The following is a 23,724-nucleotide window of genomic DNA, read 5'->3' on the forward strand; positions in this document are numbered from 1 at the left end:
AGCATATTTTTATATGATTCAGCTCCTTCAATAAATTCATTTTACCCCAGTTATGAAAAACCTTGTATTTTATCTGTGTGTTGTACTTTTAAGTGGATTGTCTTATTTTACAGCCTATAGTCAGTCTGCTACAAATCCCATCATCTTTGCCGATGTACCCGATCCATCCATCATTCGCGTTGGAAAAACCTATTACATGAGTAGTACCACCATGCACATGAGTCCGGGTCTTCCGATTATGAAATCTACAGACCTGGTCAACTGGAAGATGGTAACTTATGTATATGATACCCTTGCAAATACTGACCAGCTAAATTTAACTAACGGCAAAAATGATTATGGCAGAGGATCATGGGCAAGTAGTTTACGTTATCATGAAGGCCGGTTTTATGTAAGTACTTTTTCTGGTACTACCAACAAAACCTACATCTATTCTACTACAGATATTGAAAAAGGTCCCTGGAAAAGGTCTGCCTTTAGTCCTGCACTTCACGATCATTCCCTGTTTTTTGAAAATGGCCGGGTATTTATGGTGTATGGCGCAGGCAAAATTATGCTTGCCGAGTTAAATACCGATTTATCCGGCATAAAAACTGGTACGAGCCCTCAGGTATTGATAGAAAATGCCACTCAGGTGGCTGGTAACAACCCAGGTTTGCCTGCTGAAGGTTCTCAACTTTTCAAGGTAAAAGACCAATATTATCTGTTTAATATTACCTGGCCAAGAAACAGTATGCGTACGGTAATTATCCATAAGGCTGACAAGCTCATAGGGCCATACACAGGAAAAATCGGCCTTCAGGACAAAGGTGTTGCACAGGGTGGGTTGATCAGTACCCCTGAAGGACGGTGGTTTTCGTACCTTTTTCGCGATTATGGTGCAGTAGGGCGGATTCCTTATCTTGTGCCGGTAAAATGGGAACAGGGCTGGCCGGTGCTGGGCGTAAATTCGAAAGTTCCGGATACACTTCAGCTGGCTAAAAACCAAAGCCTGATTCCTGGTATTATCGATTCTGATGATTTTGACGGTAAAGGAGAAGAGAGGGGACTTAAAAAAGTTTGGCAATGGAATCATAATCCGGATCATGCCAATTGGTCGCTCACCAAAAGGAAAGGTTATTTAACCATTCAAACCTCCAGGATTGATACCTCTGTGCTCTCTGCCAGAAATACGCTTACCCAAAGAACCGTAGGGCCGAGAAGTTCAGCCGAAACCAGCATCGATCTGAAGAATATGAAGGTGGGCGATTGCACCGGGATGCTACTGCTTCAGAAAAAGTATGGCTGGATTGGCGTTAAATCTTTAAAAGAAGGCTTATTTATCGTAGTGAATACAGTAAATGATACGCAGCCGACCGAAAGCATCAAAATTCCGTTGAAACAGCAAAAAATTTATTTAAGGGTAAGTTGTGATTTTACGGATCGTCGTGACCTGGCTTCTTTCGCTTACAGTTTAGATGGTAAATCATGGAATACCGTTGGCGAAAAACTAAAAATGGCTTACACTATTCCGCACTTTATGGGTTATCGCTTTGGCCTTTTCAATTATGCAACGGAACAAATTGGCGGACACGCGGATTTTGATTATTTCCATATCAAGGTTAACTAAGCCAGCTCGTTTAAAGATATGATGTGGATCTACTTCTGCCGGGATAAACAATTTTGAACATTATTGGCTGTATTATACTCAAATGGCAAAAAAAACCTAGACGCGTTTAGATAGTTTTGGAAATTGATTAGAATATGAGAACAAAATTCATTTTATACAGCTGGGTCTGGCTACTGCTTTTCAGTTTTTCGGCTTCTGCCAAAATTACTTTACCACAATTGGTATCCAGCCACATGGTGCTCCAGCGCGAAACCAATCTAACGATCTGGGGCTGGGCAGCACCAAAAGAAAAAATAACCGTCAGTTTTAACGGAAAAACATACAAGACTATTACCGATGATCAGGGCTCATGGGCTGTTAAAATGGGCAAAATGAAAGCTGGCGGTCCTTTTAAAATGATGATCAAAGGTGAAAATACAATTACCCTGGAAGATATTATGCTGGGGGATGTTTGGTTTTGTTCAGGGCAGTCTAATATGGCCTTACCCATGGAGCGTTTAAAAGAAGCTTATCCGCAGGTGATTGAAAAGGATCATTTTCCAATGATCAGAAATTTTTTCGTTCCAACCAAAGCAAACCTGTCAGGAGAATCTGCCGATCTTCCTCCCGGAAAATGGGTTCCAGCTACAGGAGCGGATATTTTAAGTTTTGGGGGAACCAGTTATTTTTTTGCCAAAACGCTCTTCCAAAAATACAAAGTTACTATTGGCATCATCAATTCGAGTGTTGGCGGTACTCCTATTGAGGCCTGGATGAGTCGTGATGCATTTTTAACAAATCCCGAGCAGATAAAAAAAATAAATAATTTCAGGGATTCGGTATTTATGGCCAATTACCAGAAAAAAATTAAGGAAAAGAACTTAGCCAGGCCATCAACATCAGCTACAATAGTTGATGAAGGATTATCAGGCCCTGTAAAATGGATTGATCCGGATTTTGATGCCAGCGGCTGGCGAAAATTTTGGATGCCAGGTTACTGGGCAGATCAGGGAATACGGAACATCAACGGAATTCTTTATTTCAGAAAAGAACTGCAAATCCCTGCAGAAATGAGCGGAAAGCAGGCTAAACTTTATATCGGGCGCATTATCGATGCAGATTCGGTATTCCTCAATGGTCAGTTTATCGGCAATACCACCTATCAATATCCACCCCGCAGGTATGTTGTCCCGGCAGGACTGTTAAAAGCAGGAAAAAATATTCTCATTGTTAAAGTCATCAGCAACAGTGGCAAAGGCGGCTTTGTACCCGATAAAAATTATTCTTTGTTAACGCCCGATAAAAAAATAGACTTACGTGGAGAATGGAGTTTTGAAGTGGGCTATGCCCAACCAAAGCAAAACCAGGGGTTCCGCGCCGATGCCGAAATGCCTTTGGTTGCACAGAATGAGCCAACCGGATTATTTAATACCATGGTTTCACCCGCGGTAAAATTTGCAATAAAAGGTTTTGTTTGGTATCAGGGAGAGTCGAACACCGGAGATCCGAAAGCATACGGGCAATTATTGCCGGCGCTAATAAAAGACTGGCGTGATAAATGGAAGCAGGGTGATCTGCCTTTTATTTATGCACAGCTGCCTAATTTTATGGAAGCCAACTACTTGCCCGAAGAAAGTAATTGGGCACAGTTTAGGCAAAGTCAGCTGGAGGCACTTTCTGTACCGAATACGGGAATGGCGGTAACCATTGATTCCGGCGAATGGAATGATATTCATCCGCTCGATAAAAAAGACGTGGGTGAACGTTTGGCACTATGGGCTGAACATTTAGCTTACCACGATCAGCAGATTACCTATTCAGGACCTATTTATAAATCAAATGAATTAAAGGGATCTGAATTGGCCATAAATTTTGACCACAGTTCACCTGGGTTAATGATAAAGGGAGCCGACAAACTGATCGGTTTCGCCCTTGCAGGAGAAGATAAGGTTTTTTACTGGGCCCGGGCCAGGATAGTAGGAGATAAAGTTTTGCTTTCGTGTCATATGGTAGTAAAGCCGGCCTTTGTTCGCTACGCGTGGGCAGATAATCCCGATCGGTCTAATTTATACAATAAAGCCGGTTTGCCGGCTTCACCTTTCGAAGCGGAAGTTACTAAATAGAAATAGCGATGTATACCCAAAATTTTAAATTCTCACGCTATTTATTTTCTTATCGTCGAGGCTGTATAATAAGATGCAAATTTCCACCGCTAATCTGTAAGGTTGAGCTTAGACTGTGCTTAGCTTGAAGAAGTATCGAAACGTCTTTGAAATCTTTAAAAGAGGTTTTTCGACATGCTATCAATTACAGATTTAAAGAATCGCCGTCATTTCGACTGAAGCGCAGCGAAATGGAGAAATCTTTTAACATCGTTCAAAGATTTCTCCACTGCGGTCGAAAGGACGAAGCTTGGAGATTCATACAATCTATCATTTATATTGATTTTTATAAAATAAATTATCTTTCAGGATTGACAATTTTCTAATTATGAATCTCCAATCTCGAGGAATGATATTGCTAAAAGGTAATAGAAATATTAATTTATACTATAGAATAAATTTGATAATTATAGTAATAATATGGTTATTTAGTCATCTGGTTTTTTAAAATAAAAACAAAAATTCAACCGATTGCATAAGATAATTTTTTACCTTATTTTCTCTCATTTGTAACTTTTTATTAGCCATTTTTGTGAATATATGGTGTATCTAGTTAAAAGCTAAGTCTGCTTTCTATACAAGTCTAATGATATCTTTTTTTGGATTAAAAGTGGTTTTTTTAGTATTTTAAGGCTGTTTTTAATTCGATTTTCCAATTCTAAAAGACACTCGTTTTCACTTTGGTAGTAAGTTTTTGTCTTTTAAATGACTTGCTTTTGTCTCTGTTTTTTGTGTTTTGCCTGTCATGATAACTTCCTTTCCGTTTGAACATTTATTCCATTAATATGCACAATCAAATCAGGAGCAGATGCGCAATGTAAATAACTTTATCACAGCATAAGTAAGAACTGACCAGACAAGGTATCGTCCCTTAATTTTCGGCGAGTGATTTTGACATTACACTTGTTGATCATTTCGATCGATGGAGCTGTTTTTCTTATTCTTTAACCATTATAAACCATAAATTATGAGAAGTGAAATTTTACAATTTTGTGTAACGTCGCGCTGGAAATTTTTCAGGTATCTCCCCAAAGTGATGTTATTGGCAACACTGATATTTTCGGCTTTTATTGCACAGGCACAAACTGTGGTAAAAGGGAAAATTGTTGATGAAAAAGGTAATGCAATGCCAGGTGTAGGTGTCCTTTTAAAAGGAACCAATACCAGTACCTCCTCGCAGGATAACGGAAGTTTTTCCATTACCACTACTGGTACAAACCCCGTTTTAATATTCTCCTTCGTGGGTTATACCAATAAAGAGGTTCCGGTAAAAGGTCAGAGCACTTTAAATGTAAGCCTTCAACCAAGTGCAGCAGAGCTGGGCCAGGTGGTTGTGGTAGGTTATGGTACCCAACGCAAAGAGGCGGTTACCGGGTCTGTAGCTTCTATTGGAGGTGAAAAAATCCGCGAAGTGCCTGCACCCAATATCGCTCAGGCCATTCAGGGACGTTTGGCAGGTGTTAATATTTCCCAAACTTCAACCAAACCTGGTGCAACCATGCAGATCCTGATCCGTGGTCAACGCTCTCTTTCGGCAAGTAACGATCCGCTGGTGGTATTGGATGGAATTCCATTTCCTGGCTCAATCGGCGACATCAATCCTAACGACATTAAAAGTATCGATATCTTAAAAGATGCATCTGCAACCGCCATCTATGGCTCTAGAGGTGCCAATGGGGTAATCTTATTGACGACCAACAGGGGACAGATTGGTGCTCCCGCTAAAATCTCTTACAATACATATACAGGTTTGCAAACCTTATTTGCGAAATATCCGATGATGAACGGACCTGAATTTATTGCATTGAGGAAAGCGGCAGGGCTATTTACAACACCTGGCGTTGATGAATCCAATGATGTGAATACAGATTGGCAGGATCTGTTTTATAATAAAAGTGCTATTGTAACCAGTCATGATTTGGGTGTTACCGGCGGTTCTGCAACCAGTAACTATAGCTTTGGTGGTGGGTATTATAAAAATCAGAGTTTAATTCCAACACAGCAGTACACCAGGTATTCGATGAAGGCATCGCTTGATCAGCAAATCGGTAAGCTTTTTCGTGTTGGATTTACCACCAACAACAATTACAATATCAGTGAGGGCAATCAGGTTGGTATTTATGGTAATCTGAGTAATACCCCTATTTCAAATCCTTATAATGCAGATGGTAGTTTAAAACGTACCGTAAGAATGCCACAAGATGAAGCTTTTGTTTACACCAATGGCATTGTAAAGGATTTGCATGACAAATGGTTGAATGAGACGCGTGGCTTTGCTACCTATAATTCATTATATGGCGAGGTTAAAATTCCCTGGGTGGAAGGATTGAAGTACCGCGCCAATCTGGGACTGGATTTTATCCAGAGCAATAACGGTAACTTTACTGGTGTTGGGGTGGGCAGTACTACAGCCACTACACCTTCTACTGCCGGAGTAAGTAACTCGCAAACCTACCATTGGACATTGGAGAATTTATTGACCTACGACCGCAGTTTCGGAAAACATACTTTCAATGCGGTTGCGTTATATTCTGCTGAACAAAATAAATTCAATTCTTCTTCCATGACTGCCAGGGATATCCCTGCTGAAGCTTTCCAGTTTTATAACCTGGGGCAGGCAAATGGCGAGATCACGATCGGCAACGGTAACTATAGCCTTACCGGGTTGGTTTCTTACATGGGAAGGATTATGTACTCATACGATAATAAGTACCTATTAAGCGCCACCCTTCGGTCTGATGCCTCATCGCGTTTGGCACCAGGACACAAATGGCATACCTACCCGGCTGTTTCTGTGGGATGGAACATCATGAATGAATCTTTTATGAAAGGTATTACCGTAATTGATAAATTAAAAATACGTGTAGGTTACGGACAAACTTCCAATCAGGCTGTTGCTCCATATCAAACACTCGGACTGTTGAGTACCCGCCCATATAATTTTGGCGATAATACTTATGCAACCGGATATTATGTGTCTCAGCTTCCAAGTCCGGGTTTAGGATGGGAATATTCTGAAACCTGGAACTATGGTTTGGATTTTTCAATCTTAAAAAACCGCATTTCCGGAACATTTGAATACTATGACACCAAAACTAAAGATATTTTGCTTAGCGTAGCCTTACCGTCAACTGCGGGGGTAGGTAGCTATACCGCTAATATCGGCCAAACCCAGAATAAAGGCTGGGAGCTGAGTGTTAATGGGGTGATCCTTGAAAATCAAGGTGGATGGACCTGGGATGTAGGCTTCAATATTACCGCAAACAGGAACAAACTAACCGCCCTGGCATCCGGACAGACCCGAGATGAAGGAAATGCATGGTTTGTTGGTCATAATATCAATGCCATTTATGACTTTGAAAAAATTGGACTATGGCAGGCAGGTGATCCTTACCTAAATGTGCTTGAACCAGGTGGAAACGTAGGGATGATTAAAGTGAAGTACACAGGAGACTATAATGCAAACGGGGTTCCAACCAGGGCCATAGGCGCTGCAGACAGACAAATTATCGATATTGACCCAAAATTTACCGGTGGTTTTAATACCAGGGTTGCCTATAAAGGATTTGACCTGAATGTAGTCGGGCTTTTCAAAAGTGGCGGAACATTGGTGAGTACACTTTATGGTTCAGCAGGCTACCTGAACTTACTAACTGGTCGTAGAAATAATGTTAAGGTAGATTATTGGACACCTGATAACACAGATGCCAAGTATCCTAAACCAGGAGGTATAGCCAGTGGCGATAACCCTAAATACGGAAGCACATTGGGGTATTTTGATGCTTCATTCCTTAAAATACGGACGATTTCTCTTGGTTATGATTTTAACAGGGACCTGATCAAAAATTCGAATGTAAGGCTTCGCGCGTATCTAACCGTACAAAATCCTTTCGTCATGTTCTCTCCTTACCATAGAGAGTCGGGTATGGATCCGGAAACAAATTCATATGGAGATGAAAACCAGGCAGTAAATTCTTATCAGCGAAGAATTTTAACAATTGGTACCAATACACCTTCAACCCGCAATTACGTTGCAGGTCTTAATTTAACATTTTAGCATAAACAGGATATGAAAAATATACAATTAAAAACTGTCGCAGCTGTTTGGTTACTGATGGTGATCTTTTCAGGTTGTTCTAAAATTTTGGAAGAAGAACCACGCAGCACTTTTACACCCGATTATTTTAAAACGGTAACAGGCGTAAACGGTGGACTAACTTCTATGTATGCCCACTTAAGAAATATTTATGGGCAGGCTTATTTTTACAATTCTTTAATCACCGGAACCGATGAGGCTACCTGGGGCAAAGATGCTGATGGAAACTTTAAAGATATGGACTGCTCCGGAGTGGGTTCCATCTTATCAACAAGTTTCCCAAGCAGCATATTGTGGAGTGAAGCCTTTCCAAATATCAACAATGCCAGTGGTATCATCGAAAATGCCAGTGCAGCAGGGATATCAAATGCCTTGGTGGCCGAAGCCAGATTTTTCCGTGCCTTCGACTATTTTCTTTTGGTACAAACTTTCGGTGGCGTTCCGCTTGACCTGGGTGCCGGAGAATTGAGATTTAACACCAATCCGGTTAGAACTTCCGTACGAAATACGGTACCGGTTGTGTACACAAAAGGGGTATTTCCTGATCTTATAAAAGCTATTGCGGACCTGCCTGCAACGGGAAGGGTTACCGGTGGTGTTACTAAGGTAGCTGCACAGCTATTCTTATCAAAAGCTTATTTAACTTATGCATGGTGGTTACAAAATCCAAATAATATTCCAACCTATCCTGCATCTGCCAGGACTGACCCTGATGGGCATGATGCCAATTACTATTTTCAGCAGGCTTACGATATTGCTACGGCAGCAATCGAAAACCCAGGTACATTTGGGCTGATGGATACCTATTATGATGTTAACTGGGCGGTGAATGACCGTAACAAGGAAACATTATTATATGCCGACCATACGCAAACAAGCGAGAAATTTAACGGTGGTAGCTTAACGTTTGGAAGCGGTGGTGCGCCAGATAATTTTGCAGGTTGGATGATGACCTGGAATTACACCAATATCCGTAGCGGAGGTATCAGTTCCGTTCAGCGCGAGGCAGAACAGCACTTAGGCCGTCCATGGAACCGTATGGCGCCAACCATTGAAGTATTGAAAAATACCTTTGCCGATAAAACACTCGATTCGAGATATGATGGTACTTTCACCACGGTTTACAGGGGTAACTGGCCTAAGGGTTACAACCCACCTTCAAGTGCACCCGCATCATTGGTTAACGCAAACGGATTATCTGTAGTTCCGGGAGATGCTGTACTGAGCTTTCTAAATACAGATGATGCTACAATCGCTTACCCGACAGGTGCTGGCATAAGTGGTGTAGGTGCAGGTATTCTGCCTGGAAGAGCTGATTATGTGATTGCTCCTGGCGGAATCAGCAGAATTGTTTACCCTGGGCTTTGGAAATTAGGTCCTTACCGTACCGACAATGGCACAGGTTTAGGACAACCAAACGCAGGTAGTACGCGCCCGTTTCCGGTAGCTAAATTTTCCGAGCTTTATTTTGTTGCAGCCGAAGCAGCGGTGAAAGGAGCAACAACCAAAGCTGGTAAAAGCGCACGCGATCTCATCAATGTAATTCGGGCAAGAGCTGGTAAATGGCGTTTCGATAATAATGGTAATGTGGCTAAAGTTGCAGATAACAGTGCAGCGATGGTTGCGGCTACCCCGGCTACAGTAGATATTAATTATATTTTGGCCGAACGTTCAAGAGAGTATTATGCTGAAGGTTACCGCAGGTACGATCTGATCCGTACCCAGAAATGGAGCGAGCTTGCTGCTACTTATACCATCGCAGGAACTGCATACGGCGATCACACGCCACAAACCGTAACCCGTACCATTACGCCTAACTTATATTTACGTCCTATCCCTCAGGCGCAAATAGACGGAATGCAGATGAGTGCTGACGAGAAAAAGGCTTACCAAAACCCTGGATATTAATAATACTTTGGTTTAGTTGGGTGGGCGGCGTCAATTGATGTCGCTCATTCGTTTTTTATAAAAGTGCCTGCCTTTTTTGCGACCAGAAGATTTTGGGCAAATAAAATCACTATTCCGAAATAAAAATCCCACTTGCTAACCTGTTACTTCAATAGCTTGAATACCGGCTAGCTTAAAAAAATAAAGATCAATCAAGAACCTAATTTCTTTCCCTAATGCCAGTAAATTTTTTTAAAAAAAGCCATATTTTTTTTACGTTCCTTATCCTTTTCTCTTTTCGGGTTAATTACACTAAAGCCCAGGCAAGTTTAGGTTTGGAAAAGCAATTTATTCAAGAAACCAGAAAGAATAAAGAAGATTTTGCATTGATAGAAAAAGGAACCGCAACAAATATTTTTTATGATGGGAATGATTATAAAGGCGTAATAAGGGCAATTGGCGATTTAAGTCAGGATTTTTTCCGCGTATCGGGCCTTAAGCCGGAATTAAAAAGCATGAGCCCTGCTGGCAAGTCTGTTATTATAATCGGATCCCTTGGTAAAAGCAAACTCATTGATCAGTTGGTCTCATCAGGTAAGCTGAGCAGTGCAACCATTTCTGGCAAATGGGAGAGTTTTGTTATATCAACTGTTAAAAATCCGTTTCCCGGCGTCAGTCAGGCATTGGTTATTGCAGGGAGCGACAAAAGAGGAACCATATATGGCATATACGAAGTATCAGAACAATTAGGCGTATCGCCATGGTATTGGTGGGCCGATGTTCCGCCCAAACCCCGTCAAAGTGCATTTGCGCTTTCCGGGACTTACAGTTCTGGTGAACCTGCGGTAAAATACCGGGGAATATTTATTAATGATGAAGCCCCGGCCATGACAGGTTGGGCCAAAGAGAAGTTTGGCGGGATGAACAGTAAAATGTATACCCATATGTTTGAACTGCTGCTTCGTCTGCGTGGAAATTACCTGTGGCCAGCCATGTGGAGTAACGCATTTAATGAAGATGATCCTGAAAATCCACGTCTGGCCGACGAATATGGCATTGTTATGGGCACTTCCCATCATGAACCGATGATCCGTGCGCAACAGGAATGGAAAAAACATGGGGTTGGCGCCTGGAATTATGCAACAAACCCTCAGGGGTTAAACGCTTTCTGGCAGGAGGGAATTAAAAGAAACAAAAACTATGAAAGCCTGGTTACGATGGGCATGCGTGGAGATGGAGACGAACCCATGGTTGAAGGTGGAGATATGGCATCCAATGTGAAGTTGCTGGAGAATATTATTACGGATCAGCGCAAAATTCTTGCAGAAAATATGGATCAGCCTGTAGAAAAGATTCCACAGCTTTGGGCCATATATAAAGAAGTTAAAGATTATTACGATTTCGGAATGAAAGTTCCTGATGATATTACCTTATTGTGGGCCGATGACAATTGGGGCAACTTAAGGCATTTGCCCACTGCGCAGGAGCGCAAACGGAGCGGTGGATCAGGAATCTACTATCATTTCGATTATGTTGGCGCACCCAGAAATTATAAATGGCTAAATACCACTTCCCTGCCAAAAGTTTGGGAACAAATGAATCTGGCTTATCAGTACGGCGCCGACCGTGTTTGGGTGGTAAATGTCGGCGACCTGAAACCCATGGAGATTCCCATCGAGTTCTTTTTACGTATGGCCTGGAACCCCAACGCGATAAGCCGCGAAAAGCTGGCAGGTTTTCTTGAACACTGGGCAACGCGCGAATTTGGAACCGGCCAGGCAAAAGAAATTGTAGATTTAGTGCGCCTCTACTCCAAATATACCACCAGGCGCAAACCTGAACTACTGAGTCCTGAAACTTTTAGTTTGGCAAACTTCAATGAAGCGCAGCGCGTAAGTATGGAATGGAGTACGTTAAACAACAGGGCAGCGCAGGTAAATAAGAAATTGCCTCAAAAATATAAAGATGCATTTTATCAATTGGTCTATTATCCCATCCAGGCGATGAAAACGGTTACCGATTTATATATTGCTGTAGGTAAAAACCGCCTGTATTTTAAACAGGGAAGAGCTGCTACCAATCTTCAGCGTAACCTTGCGCTCGATCTTTTTAAACAGGATCAACAGCTTAGCGATGAGTATAACTATCAATTAGCTGGCGGCAAATGGAACCATATGATGGATCAGGTAAGGATTGGGTATACGAGTTGGAACGATCCGAAGAAAAATATCATGCCGAAAACAGATGAAATCCAGGTGCCTTCAGCATCGGGCTTTGGTGTTGCCATAGATGGTTCATTTGATAGCTGGCCCTCAAGCGCCCCGGCGCCCACGCTTCCGGCATTCGAATCTTTAAATAAATCGGAGTCTTACTTTGAAGTTTTTGCAAAGGGGGCTGCGGCGATCAATTTCCAGTTAAAAGCCGATCAGTGGATCCGTTTGAAAAAGGAAAGTGTTCCCGGTACAAATGATTACCGTGTATTCGTTGATATCGACTGGACCAAACTAAACAGTGGAAAACACGAAGGTAAAATCCAGATATCTGGTGACACGACCACTGTCATCATTAATGTGAAAGCCAATAAGGCAACGCCAAAGCAATTGGCAGAAGCAAAAGGAACCTTTGCCAGTTTAGGTGCACCAATTGCATTTGAGGCTTTCCAGGCCAGTAAAAATGTATCTGGAAATGGAATCAGCTGGGAAGCCATACCGGGTTATGGAAGAGGAAAATCTGGCATGTCGGTTTTTCCGGTGACCTCTGCTTCGCTTGATCAGCCTGGTACGCCTGTGTTAGAATATCCTGTTTTCTTTGCCGAAAGCGGTGAGACTAAAATTGATTTGGTGGTAGGACCAACGGTAAATTTCTCGCCCGAAGGCTTAAGGGTTGGAATTTCTGTAGATGGCGCAGCACCTCAAATCCTGACCATTATCGCTAAGCCTAGTGCCTCAGGATCTGATGCCAGTTGGGCAAACGCGGTAAAGGATAATGCCAGAACGCTTACTTCTTCACATTCTTTTAAAAATACTGGCAGGCACACCGTAAAAATATGGATGGTTGATCCCGCAGTTGTTCTGGAAAAAATAATCATCTATAAAGATAAATTGCCACCCAGTTACCTCGGGCCGATAGAAAATGAGATATTAAGATAGAGTCTGTTTAAAAGTTATATAAAATTAATTCGTGTGTCAGTTTGAGCGTAGCAGACTATTTCAACGCATTAATAAAAGCAATCGATTTCGTTATCATTGATGGATACCAATAGAATGGTCGTCATTGCGAGGAGGAACGACGAAGCAATCTATCATACTAATAAGCCTTACTATAAAGATTGCTTCGTCGGCTGAAAAAGCCTTCTCGCAATGACGATTCTTCACGGCCTATAATTAATTAAAATCCCTGTTGTTCATATTGATTTTTATTAAATAAATTATCCCTTAGTTTGACAACAAAAGACAATTTATATTGGTTATGGAAAATTTAAACAGTCTCATGGTTATTTGAATTAACATATGAAAAATTAATATCCAGCCGAATATTTAAAACAGACTGGGTATCAATCGCTATCCAGCTGCAAAAGTAGCATGTGTATATTAATTATTTAACACCCTACCTAAATAACAAAGGCGCAAAATTTTGCAGGCTGCGTCTCCAGGTAAGCCATTCATGCGCTGTTTTCGGAGATTCATAATAAGTATACCTGATTCCCTGCTGGTCTAACATTGCCTTAAATGCGCCAACGGATTTAGGGAAAGGGGCAGGTTCTTTGGTCCCCAGTCCGAGCCAAAGCAGTTTGAGTTTATGGTTTACTTCAGTACCATTTTTAAACTTCCCATCCATAAATACATTCGGATCGACTACATCCGTGCTGGGATAATTTGAGGTACCGCTAAAGCCGCCATAATAGGCAAACTTGTCCAGATTTTTCATGACGATACGCATCGTTTGGTTTGCCCCCATTGAAAGCCCTGCAATAGCGCGGTGTTCACGATCAGCAAGGGTGCGGAAACGTTGATCAATCATTGGGATGACTTCTTTAATCAGTACATCTTCAAAAATTGAAATACCTGGTCCTTTTGAAGGTATCGCATTATCTCCTGCTTTAAATGCGTAGCCATTATCCGCAACGATGATCATCGGTTTCGCCTTATTTTGTGCAATTAAATTATCCAGGATTAAATTTGCTTTTCCCTGGTTAACCCAGCCCGTTTCATCCTCAAAGCTTCCGTGTTGAAGGTAAAGTACAGGGAAACGCGATTTGTTGTTTTCGTAATAACCTGCAGGTGTGTAGATGAAACACCTTCTCCAGGTTTTGGTTAAATCAGAGTAGTAAATATTTTCGCTCACCAGACCATGTGGTACCTTTTGCAAGGCATAAAATGCCTCATCATCAGCCGGAACTTCTATGCCGCTGCCCAACCTTCCCGCACCGTAAAAATAACGGCTGTTAGGATCCGGATTGGATGCCCCATCTACATTAAGCTGATAATAATGAAACCCTTCGTCCTGCGGGTCTGATTCACCCGTCCAAAGGCCAGCTTCATTTTTTGTCATCTCATATTTTTTCCCACCCAGGTCCAACTGGACTTTAGATGCATGTGGTGCATATAAGCTTGCCCTTACTTTGCCTTCCCTATTTACCTGCGGAAATAATTTGCCGGGCTGATTGCTTTCAGCCGGTCTGAATGTTTTTAAATCAGACGTCTGTTCAGTTTGGGCTAAACAAAAATGACTAGCTAAACAGCTGGTAAAAAGTACAATAATATTTTTGGCTTTCATGTTTAAACTTTTGGATTATACGCTTCTCCGATAAAAATTAAATCCGGATTTACTTTTTTAACCTGCGGAATTACCCAGTTCCAAAATGCAATGGGCACCATTTCGGCCATATCACATCTGAAACCATCTACTCCTTTATGGGTCCAAAAGATTAAAATATCGCGCATTTTCAACCAAACGGGTGGAATGGGATCAAAGTATTGTTTCTCGCTGTTCTGATAATCAACACCGTAATTCAACTTAATGGTTTCGTACCAATCATCATATTTTGGTTGTGCTGAAAACACATTATTACCGGTTGTCAGTTTGCGCGTAGCCGAAGACCATTTAACCTGTTAATAAAAGCACTTTTACCATGCTACTGTTGACAGACTAAAAAAAATGTCGTCATTGCGGGGAGGAAAGACGAAGCAATTTTGTAGCATGATAGATTGCTTCGTCGGCTGAAAAAGCCTTCACGCAATGACGATTCTTCACGAATTGACTTTTATGCAGGTTACCAGAATAATCTATTTAAACAATAGCGGAGCAAGCTCACGAAGGCTTCGGCGCCAGGTCTGGAATTCGTGACCTGTATTTTCCGAAACATAGGAAACGGCATTGTAGCCCGCTTCTTTTAGCGCTGCTACAGCATTTTTTACACCTTCAGGACGCTCCTTGCTTCCACAGCTTATGAAAATCAATCGCGGTTTCGGCTTTTCTTTCAGTTCGGCAGGGGTGAATGTTCCGCCACTCAACAATGCATAGTAGCCAAAAAGTTCCGGTTTGTTAAGCGTAATGGTATGCGTTTCCATGCCGCCCATGGATAGTCCGGCCATGGCACGGCCATTTGAGGTTTTTATCGTTGAAAAGTTGGTGTCGATATATGGGATCAGCTCTTCCGTTAATAAGGTTTGAAAGCCATCAATCTTAAAATCTTTCATACGTCCCCATTTAGTTTCATTGGTCATTCCGTAGGTCATCACAATGATAAACGGCTTAATTTTTCCTTCTGCAATCAGGTTATCCATAATCAGGTTCGCGCGGCCCTGATTACTCCAGGCGGTTTCGTCTTCGCCCCATCCATGTTGCAGATACAGTACCGGAAATCGTTGTTTATCTTTACCATAACCTGGTGGCGTGTAAACATATGCCCTGCGTGAAGAGTTGGTACTCTTTGATGGAAAAAGTATTTGCTGCACATTTCCATGGGCTATATTTTTATTGGCGTAAAAATCTTCGTCCCTGGCCGGGATTTCAATTCCACTTTCCCAGCGCGTTGAGCCAAAATAATTCATCGAGCCAGGATCATTAAATACGCCGCCATCAATGGTCAGGTGATAATAGTGGAAACCCTCGTCCATTGCCCCCGCAGTGGTGCCGATAAAAAAACCGTCGGCCGTTTTGGTGAGTTTGGTTCCGCCTTGTCCTCCCAAACCTAGGCTGACCCTAATACTATCGGCCTGCGGTGCTTTGATGCGAAATCTGGCGTAGCCTTGCGAATTAACCTGTGGAAACTCCTGGCCGGGCTGATTGGTTACAGCAGGTTTGAAGTCATCTTTAATCGCCTCAGGATTGTTTTGAGCCTGGCATATACCAAAGCTAAGGCTTGCTCCCAAAGCAATTATCATAAATCTGAATTTCATCATATTTGGTTGATTAAGTTGTGTAGTCCGCCTGGCCCTGTAGATGAAGCGTTATGCAGATTGCTTAAAGATAATGGATATATCTATTTGGGGTTGCGCAGATTGTTTAGTTTTATAGCAGAAATGTTTAATGCCATTCAGGTAAATGGTTAGCAAATCTTTTGCAGCGCTAAACCTGTTCTCGGCTTTCTTAACCAATAAAAAAGGCGGCCCGCAAACGAACCGCCTGAATCAAGTATAATTCCTTTTCTTTATTTGCCAAGCAAGGCAAGTGAATTTTCAGTGTTTAAACTGGTTTTGGTATTAGCGGCAACAAATTTGTCCATCGTTAACTTTTGTTCTTTGCCCATTACCAGCATATGGTCGCCGGTTGAGCCGCTTAAGGTTAAGTCAGCATGATCTTCAATCACTGTATACAATCCTTCAGTTTGTGAGTTTAAGTCTAAGGATGCATTTCCGCTTAAAAAAACCTGCAGGTATTGCGCATTGATTTTACCTTGTGTTTTTACTTTAGCATTATCCATGGCTTGGATTCGGTAAATATCATTTACATAAATGGTCAGTTTCGCAGTGTTATTGTCTGCAGCGGAAATTTCTAAACCATCTCCGCTTTGCATCACCTTAACTTCTCCGCTGTTTTCATCCGCATAGCTAATGCCTGTACGTTTTCCCTGTATAATGGTCAGCTCTACATTTCCTTTTACTTTAATGCGTTTGAAGTTCAACACTTTTGAAGCATGAACTGGTTTAAGGGTTTCAGTTGCATGAGCTGATACTACTGCTGAAGTTGATAATACCAATGCTAAAGATGATGCGAATAATGTTCTAAGTAAAGTTTTCATATGCTTTAAATTTTAAGTTTTTATAATGTTTTTATTGATTGTTCTGATTATAAGACGTGCAGACCTGGCAAACGTTTCAGCGTAAATCAGGGCATTATACCAGTCTGGGTAGCCAATCGACCAACGCCCAAAATTTAAAGACAAAAAGATGGTGGTCGCTGTGAATTTTCCTGATTCGCTTTGCAGGTAGATGATTGTATTTCTTTTTTATTTGAGGAAGATGGGTTTTATCGTTGCCGTTGTGGTGATGCCTTTCGGCTTTCGGTAACAATCAAATCCATGTTGATCTGGAGCTTAACCTAATATAGGTAAATCAGGGAAATCGCTTTTAACTTTTTACTGTTAGTTCTAGATCTTTCTGCACATGCCTAAGTGTTATGTTTGCCACGGAAGCACGACAAACACGGAAAAATTTTAATCTCCTCCGTGATTTCTGTGTTTCCGTGGCTAATTAATTTTTGCAAATGTTTTAAAAGCAATATCCCTGATAGGTAAATGAAGGAAATTGTGATTTAACACAGTTTTTCGTATATTTGTGGTTTGGTATTTGTACCAGAAAAACTTTCTCTGGGGCCGTTCTTGGATTTGACGGGGTGGCGAAAGTTATGTTAGCATGCAGTGCGTTGTTCGGAGAGCACTTAAAGTGAACGATCAAATTTTAGTTGGCGAAAATACTTACGCCTTAGCTGCCTAGTTTAGAACTAGCTTAGCTTTTGTCCCTCTAACTGCTGCATTGTTGGGTTAGAATCTGGGGCATCGAAACAACAAAGCTGGCTTTAAGGAGATACGACTTAAAGTGAGACAAAGTATCTAAGGATATAAATAAGGTCGGTTTTCAGCCCGTTTATTTCCCGAAAATTAACTGAAAAATAAGCATGTAGAAGGTATAATTTATCTCACCACTGGACAAGGGTTCGACTCCCTTCGGCTCCACACAAAAAAAAACCTCTATTTGATTGATTAGCAACTTCGCAAATTATTAAAATAGAGGTTTTTTATTCTAATCTGTTTGCAGATTTTTTATAAGCACCTTTTGATTCTAATATCGCTTCTTTTATTAAAAACATATTTGATTTATTTACGTTAACAACTTATAAACTGGACAATTATTTTTATATTTGATTTCAATATTTATAAAATGAGCGAAAAAGACATATTATTACTAATTGAGCTTGCAGAGAAAAAACTTGCTGAAGTAGAAAATATGTCAAAGACAGAAGCTATTTTATCTTTGAACGACGCTGGTATTTTGACAAAAAAGGGCAAGTTGATGAGTGCCTATTCTGAACTGGAGGAAGAACCAGCTTAAGCATTATCATTAATGTATGATCAAAGGCCTAGTATGATTATTGGCTTTCATGGCTGTGATGAAAGTAAAGCAAATCAATTAGTAAACGATCCAGATACAATTTCATTTAGTAAAGAAAACTACGATTGGCTTGGTCATGGGTTATACTTTTGGGAAAATAATTACGACAGAGCTTTAGAATGGGCTACACACAAAAAAGCTCAGGGAAAAATAAAAAATGCTGCGGTTGTTGGAGCCATTTTACAGCTCGGACAATGTTGTGATTTCCTGGATACCAAATTCATTAGGACGATTTCTGCCTATCATAAATTGATGGAAAGTCAATATCAACAAGCCGGGAAAAAATTACCAGAAAACTTAAATGCGACTGTAGATCCACATAATGATCGTTTACTAAGGATGTTAGACTGTGCTACAATAGAATTTATGCATAAAGAGATAACCCAGAAATATAACGAAGATATTCTAAACACAGGTTATTCGAAAATCAAAGTTTTTGACTCTACAAGAGGTGTTTTTACTGAAGGTGGTTTAGCATATACTGGAGCTGGAATATATGCTAAAAGTCATATCCAAATTTGCATCAGGAATTTTAATTGTATCAAAGGATTCTTTATCCCTAGAAAAGAGATAGATTTTCCTACGCCAATTAAAAATACCTAAACTCTCATTTTGCGGTATAGCTTTTGTCCCTCTAACTGCTGCATTGTTGGGTTAGAATCTGGGACATCGAAACAACAAAGCTGGCTTTAAGGAGATACGACTTAAAGTGAGACAAAGTATCTAAGGATATAAATAAGGTCGGTTTTCAGCCCGTTTATTTCCCGAAAAATTAACTGAAAAATAAGCATGTAGAAGGTATAATTTATCTCACAACTGGACAAGGGTTTGACTCCCTTCGGCTCCACGTTATTGAATATTAAAACAGAAAACCCTGCAAATCAAATGTTTGCAGGGTTTTTTTTACAAAGATCATTCATTAATCTGCAATAAATGAAGTATTGGATTATCTTTTAACAGATAGTATAGCCTAAATATCTTTATTTTTTTCGATGAGCTGCATCATATGTTTGTTGAATAGCGAAACATCATTCTTTAAGGTATTAAAAAATGCCAGGTCGGCACGCTCAATCTCAATCAAAGCTTTTTGCAAAACGCGGCCTCCATCAGTTGTTAACTTAATCGTCTTTGCTCTTGTGTCTGTTTTGTGTTCCTGCCTGGTGATAAAGCCTTTTTCCTGAAGGGTACGCAATACTTTTGATACCATCATTCTGTCTGCATTGCTTTGGTTGGCAATGTCTACCTGGGTTACTGCATCACTTTTTTTTGAAAGCCATGCTAAGGCTGCCATTAATACCAATTGGGTTTGTGTTAAATTCAAAGGATCAAGTACCCTTTTTTGCTTTCGTTGCCAAAGCATAGTGACTTGCCCTAACAGATAACCTGGACTATCTGCCGGGCTTTTAAAATGAAATTCAATTTCTTCATACATCATTCAGGATCCTCTTTTTAATCAAAATATTGATTCTCTTCTTATATCGATAAAATTAAAAATTCCGTAGTTAATTCCATATCAGATCTATTTTAATATTTGTTTTGCCGTTTATGTGAATTGCATCTGCTGGTTTATTTAGCATTCAGGAAAGTCAATTTATAGCCATCAAGATCTTTAACATGAAATGCACGGCCAAATGGCGTTTCAATGATTTCTCCCGTAGTTGTAACCCCGTTCCCAATAAATTTTTCTTTCAGTTCTTCAACATTTTCCTCAACGGCGAACCAAATGGCCACCCCAACACCCAGTTCTCTGTCTTCGAGTGGTTCAAGAGGAGTACGGATAGCGAAACTTGCTTCGCCCTGGTTATATTTAAAAACACAGGCTTGCGGATTCGAGTTGCCGACTTCGAAACCCAAAAGGTTCTCATAGAAGGCTTTTGAAGCGTCCAAATTTTTTACTTGTAGGGATGCAAATGTTAATTGTCTCATAGCTTTTATTATTTTTTGTTGTTGTAAATATAATATACACGACTACAAAATATTGACAGATTAATTATTTTTACAAATAATAGACAATTAAATTGTTAGGTAATTCAGAAGTTTTGAATGGCTAGATCTTATTTGGAAGATATCATTTAAAATCTCATACCTTATAATGAGCAATTTATTTTAAGATTAACATCGGCCTAAATTTATGGCACCATGTCTTTGCATCTACTGTAAATCCCTGATCCATCAGCGTAATAGATTCTAACTATTTCATTATAGAATTAAATGATTGTGATTAGTTATTTCAATTCTCTAATTTTAATCATCGGTTAATTTTTAATAACAGATCAGATTTTACTAAAAAAATATTATACATAATGGAAAAAGAATCGAACGATATCAGCAAATGCCCGTTCCATAACGGCAGCATGAAGAGTAATGTAGCAGGTGGTGGCACCAGAAATGGCGATTGGTGGCCTAAACAGTTAAATTTGAGTATTTTACGTCAGCATTCCAGCTTATCTAACCCAATGGATGATGGATTTAATTATGCTGAGGCTTTTAAAAGTTTAGATCTGGCAGCTTTAAAGGCAGACCTTCATGCACTGATGACCGATTCACAGGATTGGTGGCCGGCAGATTTCGGTCACTATGGCGGTTTGTTTATCCGCATGGCCTGGCACAGCGCCGGAACCTATAGGGTAGGCGATGGCCGTGGTGGTGCTGGTGCCGGCTTGCAACGTTTTGCACCGCTGAACAGCTGGCCGGATAATGTGAGTCTTGATAAAGCGCGTAGGTTGCTTTGGCCGATTAAACAAAAATACGGGCGCAAAATTTCCTGGGCAGATTTAATGATCCTAACCGGTAATGTTGCTTTAGAATCGATGGGTTTTAAAACTTTTGGTTTTGCCGGTGGACGCGAAGATGTTTGGGAAGCCGACGAATCCGTATATTGGGGTTCAGAAACTACCTGGTTAGGTGGCGATCTCCGTTATGGGCATGGTTCTGATGGCGCAGATAAGGTACACGGCGTGGTGGTTACAGATGATGATGCCGATGGCGATATACACTCCCGTAATTTAGAAAAACCCCTTGCAGCGGTGCAGATGGGTTTAATATATGTAAATCCTGAAGGACCGGATGGAAATCCGGATCCGATTCTCGCGGCCAAAGATATCCGCGATACTTTTGGTCGCATGGCAATGGATGATGAAGAGACTGTGGCTTTAATTGCAGGCGGCCATACCTTCGGTAAAACCCATGGAGCTGCTTCGGCAGACCACGTGGGCAAAGAGCCTGAAGCTGCTGATATCGAAAATCAGGGTTTTGGATGGAACAACAGTTATGGTTCTGGCAAAGGTGCTGATACGATTACCAGTGGACTGGAAGTAATCTGGACCAAAACGCCAACGCAATGGAGCAATAATTTTTTCGAAAATCTTTTTGGATTTGAATGGGAGTTAACGAAAAGTCCTGCGGGGGCACACCAGTGGAAAGCAGTAAATGCAGGTGCCATTATTCCTGATGCTTTCGATGCCTCAAAAAAACACCTGCCAACGATGTTAACCACCGATCTTGCTTTAAGATTCGATCCGGCGTATGAAAAAATATCAAGACGTTTCTTAGAAAATCCAGATCAGTTTGCAGATGCATTTGCAAGAGCATGGTTTAAATTAACCCATCGTGATATGGGGCCAGTGGCTCGTTACCTCGGTCCAGACGTACCACAGGAAGAATTGCTTTGGCAAGATCCGATACCCGCTGTTGACCATGTGTTAATCAGTGAAAGTGATGTAGCTGCATTAAAAGCAAAAGTATTGGCTTCAGGATTGAGCGTTTCAGAACTGGTTTCTACGGCATGGGCTTCAGCTTCTACCTTCCGGGGTTCCGATAAACGTGGCGGGGCAAATGGCGCAAGGATCCGTTTGGCACCACAAAAAGACTGGGCTGTTAACAATCCGCCGCAGTTGCAAAAAGTATTGAATGTGTTGGAACGGATTCAAAATGAATTTAATGCGGCGCAGTTTGATGGTAAAAAAGTCTCCTTGGCCGACTTAATCGTGTTGGCAGGCGTTGCTGCAGTAGAAAAAGCAGCTGCTGACGCCGGACATTCAATTGTAGTACCATTTACACCCGGCCGGATGGATGCTTCGCAGGCACAAACCGACATCGAATCATTCGGTTATCTAGAGCCAGCGGCAGATGGTTTCCGGAACTACCGTAAAGCTAAATCACCTGTTCCTACTGAGGAATTCCTGATTGATAAAGCCCAGTTGCTTACTTTAACCGCGCCTGAATTAACGGTATTGGTAGGTGGATTGCGTGCATTGGATACGAATTTCGATGGATCTAAAAACGGTGTGCTAACTACAAAACCAGGTCAGTTGACCAACGATTTCTTTATCAATTTATTAGATATGGAAACCGCATGGAAAGCTATTGCAGAGGATAAAGAGCTATATATGGGAAGCAGCCGTTCAACCGGTCAGCCAAAATGGACCGCAACCCGCGCTGATCTGGTATTTGGTTCCAATGCCGAATTAAGGGCTATTGCAGAGGTTTACGCAAGTGCTGATGCACAAGAAAAATTTGTGAAAGACTTTGTGGCCACCTGGAATAAAGTAATGAATTTAGATCGCTTTGATTTGAAATGATAAGTAAAGGCTAGTTTGATAAAGGGGCTTTAAATAAGCCAATTTTTAATTTTTTTCACGTCAAGCTCAGCTTATGTTGAGCTTGACCAATCACAGAAAGGCCTTATACGATATTATGATAAACAGGTATATCGTCATTGCGAGGAGGAACGACGAAGCAATCTTTCGTGCAGCGATCCTGGCTAAAAAGATTGCTTTGTCGGCTGAAAAAGCCTTCTCGCAATGATGGATTTTTTGGTTTTTTTCCCTAACTTCTTTTGTCGCTTATGTTGTCTGGGTAACATTATTTATTCCTATAAGTTGAATAGTAAGAATTATTAAAATATTTTTTATTTATTAAAACAATTCCCAAACTCATTTGTCTTATAGTCTCATTAGTTTGTTTGGTTTAGTTTTATTCTGTGGATGCAAATAAAACAAAATAATTGGCCTCATAGAAATATGAGGCTTTCTAGTTTATATACGGTGCCTATCCGGTCGCAACATTGTCGATGTTGATTACTTCTCCTTCAAAAAAAATAATAGACTTTACTCGATAAGCTAATTTTTTTTATCAAATTCTTAAAAATAGGCCTAAATATTTGAGGTTTAATTGTTTAAGATGCAGTGGTTTCTCATTCACCTGAAATATTCAGTCAAAAATTTCAGCTTTTGTAAAAGTAATTATACCGTAATTTAATTTCTACGATAATGTATTTCTAGTGTCCGAAACAATATTCTTGATTTCTCAATAAAATACTTATTATTGAATACATAAAACGATTTATGAATAACCGAATATATCGATGAGCTGATGGCT

The 23,724-nt window shown here is 40.8% G+C and carries 14 protein-coding genes and 1 other RNA gene; 9 read left to right on the forward strand and 6 right to left on the reverse strand.

Annotated features, from left to right (window positions below):
* The first annotated feature begins 52 nt into the window (after positions 1 to 52).
* The 5 genes from ACFE6N_RS11855 (at position 53) to ACFE6N_RS11875 (ending at position 12,882) form a co-directional block, all read left to right on the forward strand.
* On the forward strand, positions 53 to 1,609 hold the full coding sequence (locus ACFE6N_RS11855) for a glycoside hydrolase 43 family protein (protein ID WP_378936659.1): 1,557 nt from the start codon (positions 53 to 55) through the stop codon (positions 1,607 to 1,609).
* A gap of 134 nt (positions 1,610 to 1,743) precedes the next feature.
* Entirely contained in the window at positions 1,744 to 3,711 is a 1,968-nt protein-coding gene (locus ACFE6N_RS11860; protein WP_378936661.1) for a sialate O-acetylesterase, read from the forward strand.
* Between the two features lie 1,006 nt (positions 3,712 to 4,717).
* Positions 4,718 to 7,807 carry a SusC/RagA family TonB-linked outer membrane protein gene (locus tag ACFE6N_RS11865; protein WP_378936663.1) on the forward strand — a complete coding sequence of 1,030 codons (3,090 nt, stop codon included), beginning with the start codon at positions 4,718 to 4,720 and terminating at the stop codon, positions 7,805 to 7,807.
* 12 nt (positions 7,808 to 7,819) lie between these two features.
* Positions 7,820 to 9,754, forward strand: a complete 1,935-nt coding sequence (locus ACFE6N_RS11870) for a RagB/SusD family nutrient uptake outer membrane protein (protein WP_378936665.1) — start codon at positions 7,820 to 7,822, stop codon at positions 9,752 to 9,754.
* A 215-nt stretch (positions 9,755 to 9,969) separates the two neighbouring features.
* Positions 9,970 to 12,882, forward strand: coding sequence for a glycosyl hydrolase 115 family protein (locus ACFE6N_RS11875; RefSeq protein WP_378936667.1), 2,913 nt, complete (start codon positions 9,970 to 9,972; stop codon positions 12,880 to 12,882).
* A gap of 457 nt (positions 12,883 to 13,339) precedes the next feature.
* Here ACFE6N_RS11875 and ACFE6N_RS11880 read toward each other — a convergent pair whose 3' ends face one another.
* The 4 genes from ACFE6N_RS11880 to ACFE6N_RS11895 all read right to left on the reverse strand — a co-directional run bounded on the left by ACFE6N_RS11880 (position 13,340) and on the right by ACFE6N_RS11895 (position 16,976).
* The gene (locus ACFE6N_RS11880) at positions 13,340 to 14,509 is read right to left on the reverse strand and encodes an alpha/beta hydrolase-fold protein (RefSeq protein ID WP_378936669.1); all 1,170 of its coding nucleotides are present in this window, start codon (positions 14,507 to 14,509) and stop codon (positions 13,340 to 13,342) included.
* 2 nt (positions 14,510 to 14,511) lie between these two features.
* A complete protein-coding gene (locus ACFE6N_RS11885) occupies positions 14,512 to 14,796 on the reverse strand; it encodes a hypothetical protein (RefSeq protein WP_378936671.1) in 285 nt (94 codons plus the stop codon).
* Positions 14,797 to 15,018: 222 nt separating this feature from the next.
* Positions 15,019 to 16,137 carry an alpha/beta hydrolase-fold protein gene (locus ACFE6N_RS11890; RefSeq protein WP_378936673.1) on the reverse strand — a complete coding sequence of 373 codons (1,119 nt, stop codon included), beginning with the start codon at positions 16,135 to 16,137 and terminating at the stop codon, positions 15,019 to 15,021.
* Positions 16,138 to 16,385: 248 nt separating this feature from the next.
* A complete protein-coding gene (locus ACFE6N_RS11895; protein WP_378936675.1) occupies positions 16,386 to 16,976 on the reverse strand; it encodes a GIN domain-containing protein in 591 nt (196 codons plus the stop codon).
* Between the two features lie 569 nt (positions 16,977 to 17,545).
* Here ACFE6N_RS11895 and ssrA point away from each other — a divergent pair.
* From ssrA to ACFE6N_RS11910, 3 genes are all read left to right on the forward strand, one after another.
* Positions 17,546 to 17,912, forward strand: a transfer-messenger RNA (tmRNA) gene (gene ssrA, locus ACFE6N_RS11900).
* 202 nt (positions 17,913 to 18,114) lie between these two features.
* Entirely contained in the window at positions 18,115 to 18,285 is a 171-nt protein-coding gene (locus ACFE6N_RS11905) for a hypothetical protein (protein ID WP_186462443.1), read from the forward strand.
* 12 nt (positions 18,286 to 18,297) lie between these two features.
* On the forward strand, positions 18,298 to 18,948 hold the full coding sequence (locus ACFE6N_RS11910; protein WP_378936677.1) for a hypothetical protein: 651 nt from the start codon (positions 18,298 to 18,300) through the stop codon (positions 18,946 to 18,948).
* 367 nt (positions 18,949 to 19,315) lie between these two features.
* Here the strand turns inward: ACFE6N_RS11910 and ACFE6N_RS11915 are convergent, their stop codons facing one another.
* Positions 19,316 to 19,780 (reverse strand): MarR family winged helix-turn-helix transcriptional regulator, encoded by a 465-nt coding sequence (locus tag ACFE6N_RS11915; protein WP_378936679.1) that lies wholly within the window; start codon positions 19,778 to 19,780, stop codon positions 19,316 to 19,318.
* A gap of 131 nt (positions 19,781 to 19,911) precedes the next feature.
* Positions 19,912 to 20,271, reverse strand: coding sequence for a VOC family protein (locus ACFE6N_RS11920; RefSeq protein WP_378936681.1), 360 nt, complete (start codon positions 20,269 to 20,271; stop codon positions 19,912 to 19,914).
* Positions 20,272 to 20,648: 377 nt separating this feature from the next.
* Between ACFE6N_RS11920 and katG the strand changes: the two genes are divergently transcribed.
* Positions 20,649 to 22,925, forward strand: coding sequence for a catalase/peroxidase HPI (gene katG, locus ACFE6N_RS11925; RefSeq protein ID WP_378936683.1), 2,277 nt, complete (start codon positions 20,649 to 20,651; stop codon positions 22,923 to 22,925).
* The last annotated feature ends 799 nt before the right edge of the window (positions 22,926 to 23,724 follow it).

This window comes from Pedobacter sp. BG31 (assembly GCF_042464845.1).
In the GTDB taxonomy this organism is placed as follows: domain Bacteria; phylum Bacteroidota; class Bacteroidia; order Sphingobacteriales; family Sphingobacteriaceae; genus Pedobacter; species Pedobacter suwonensis.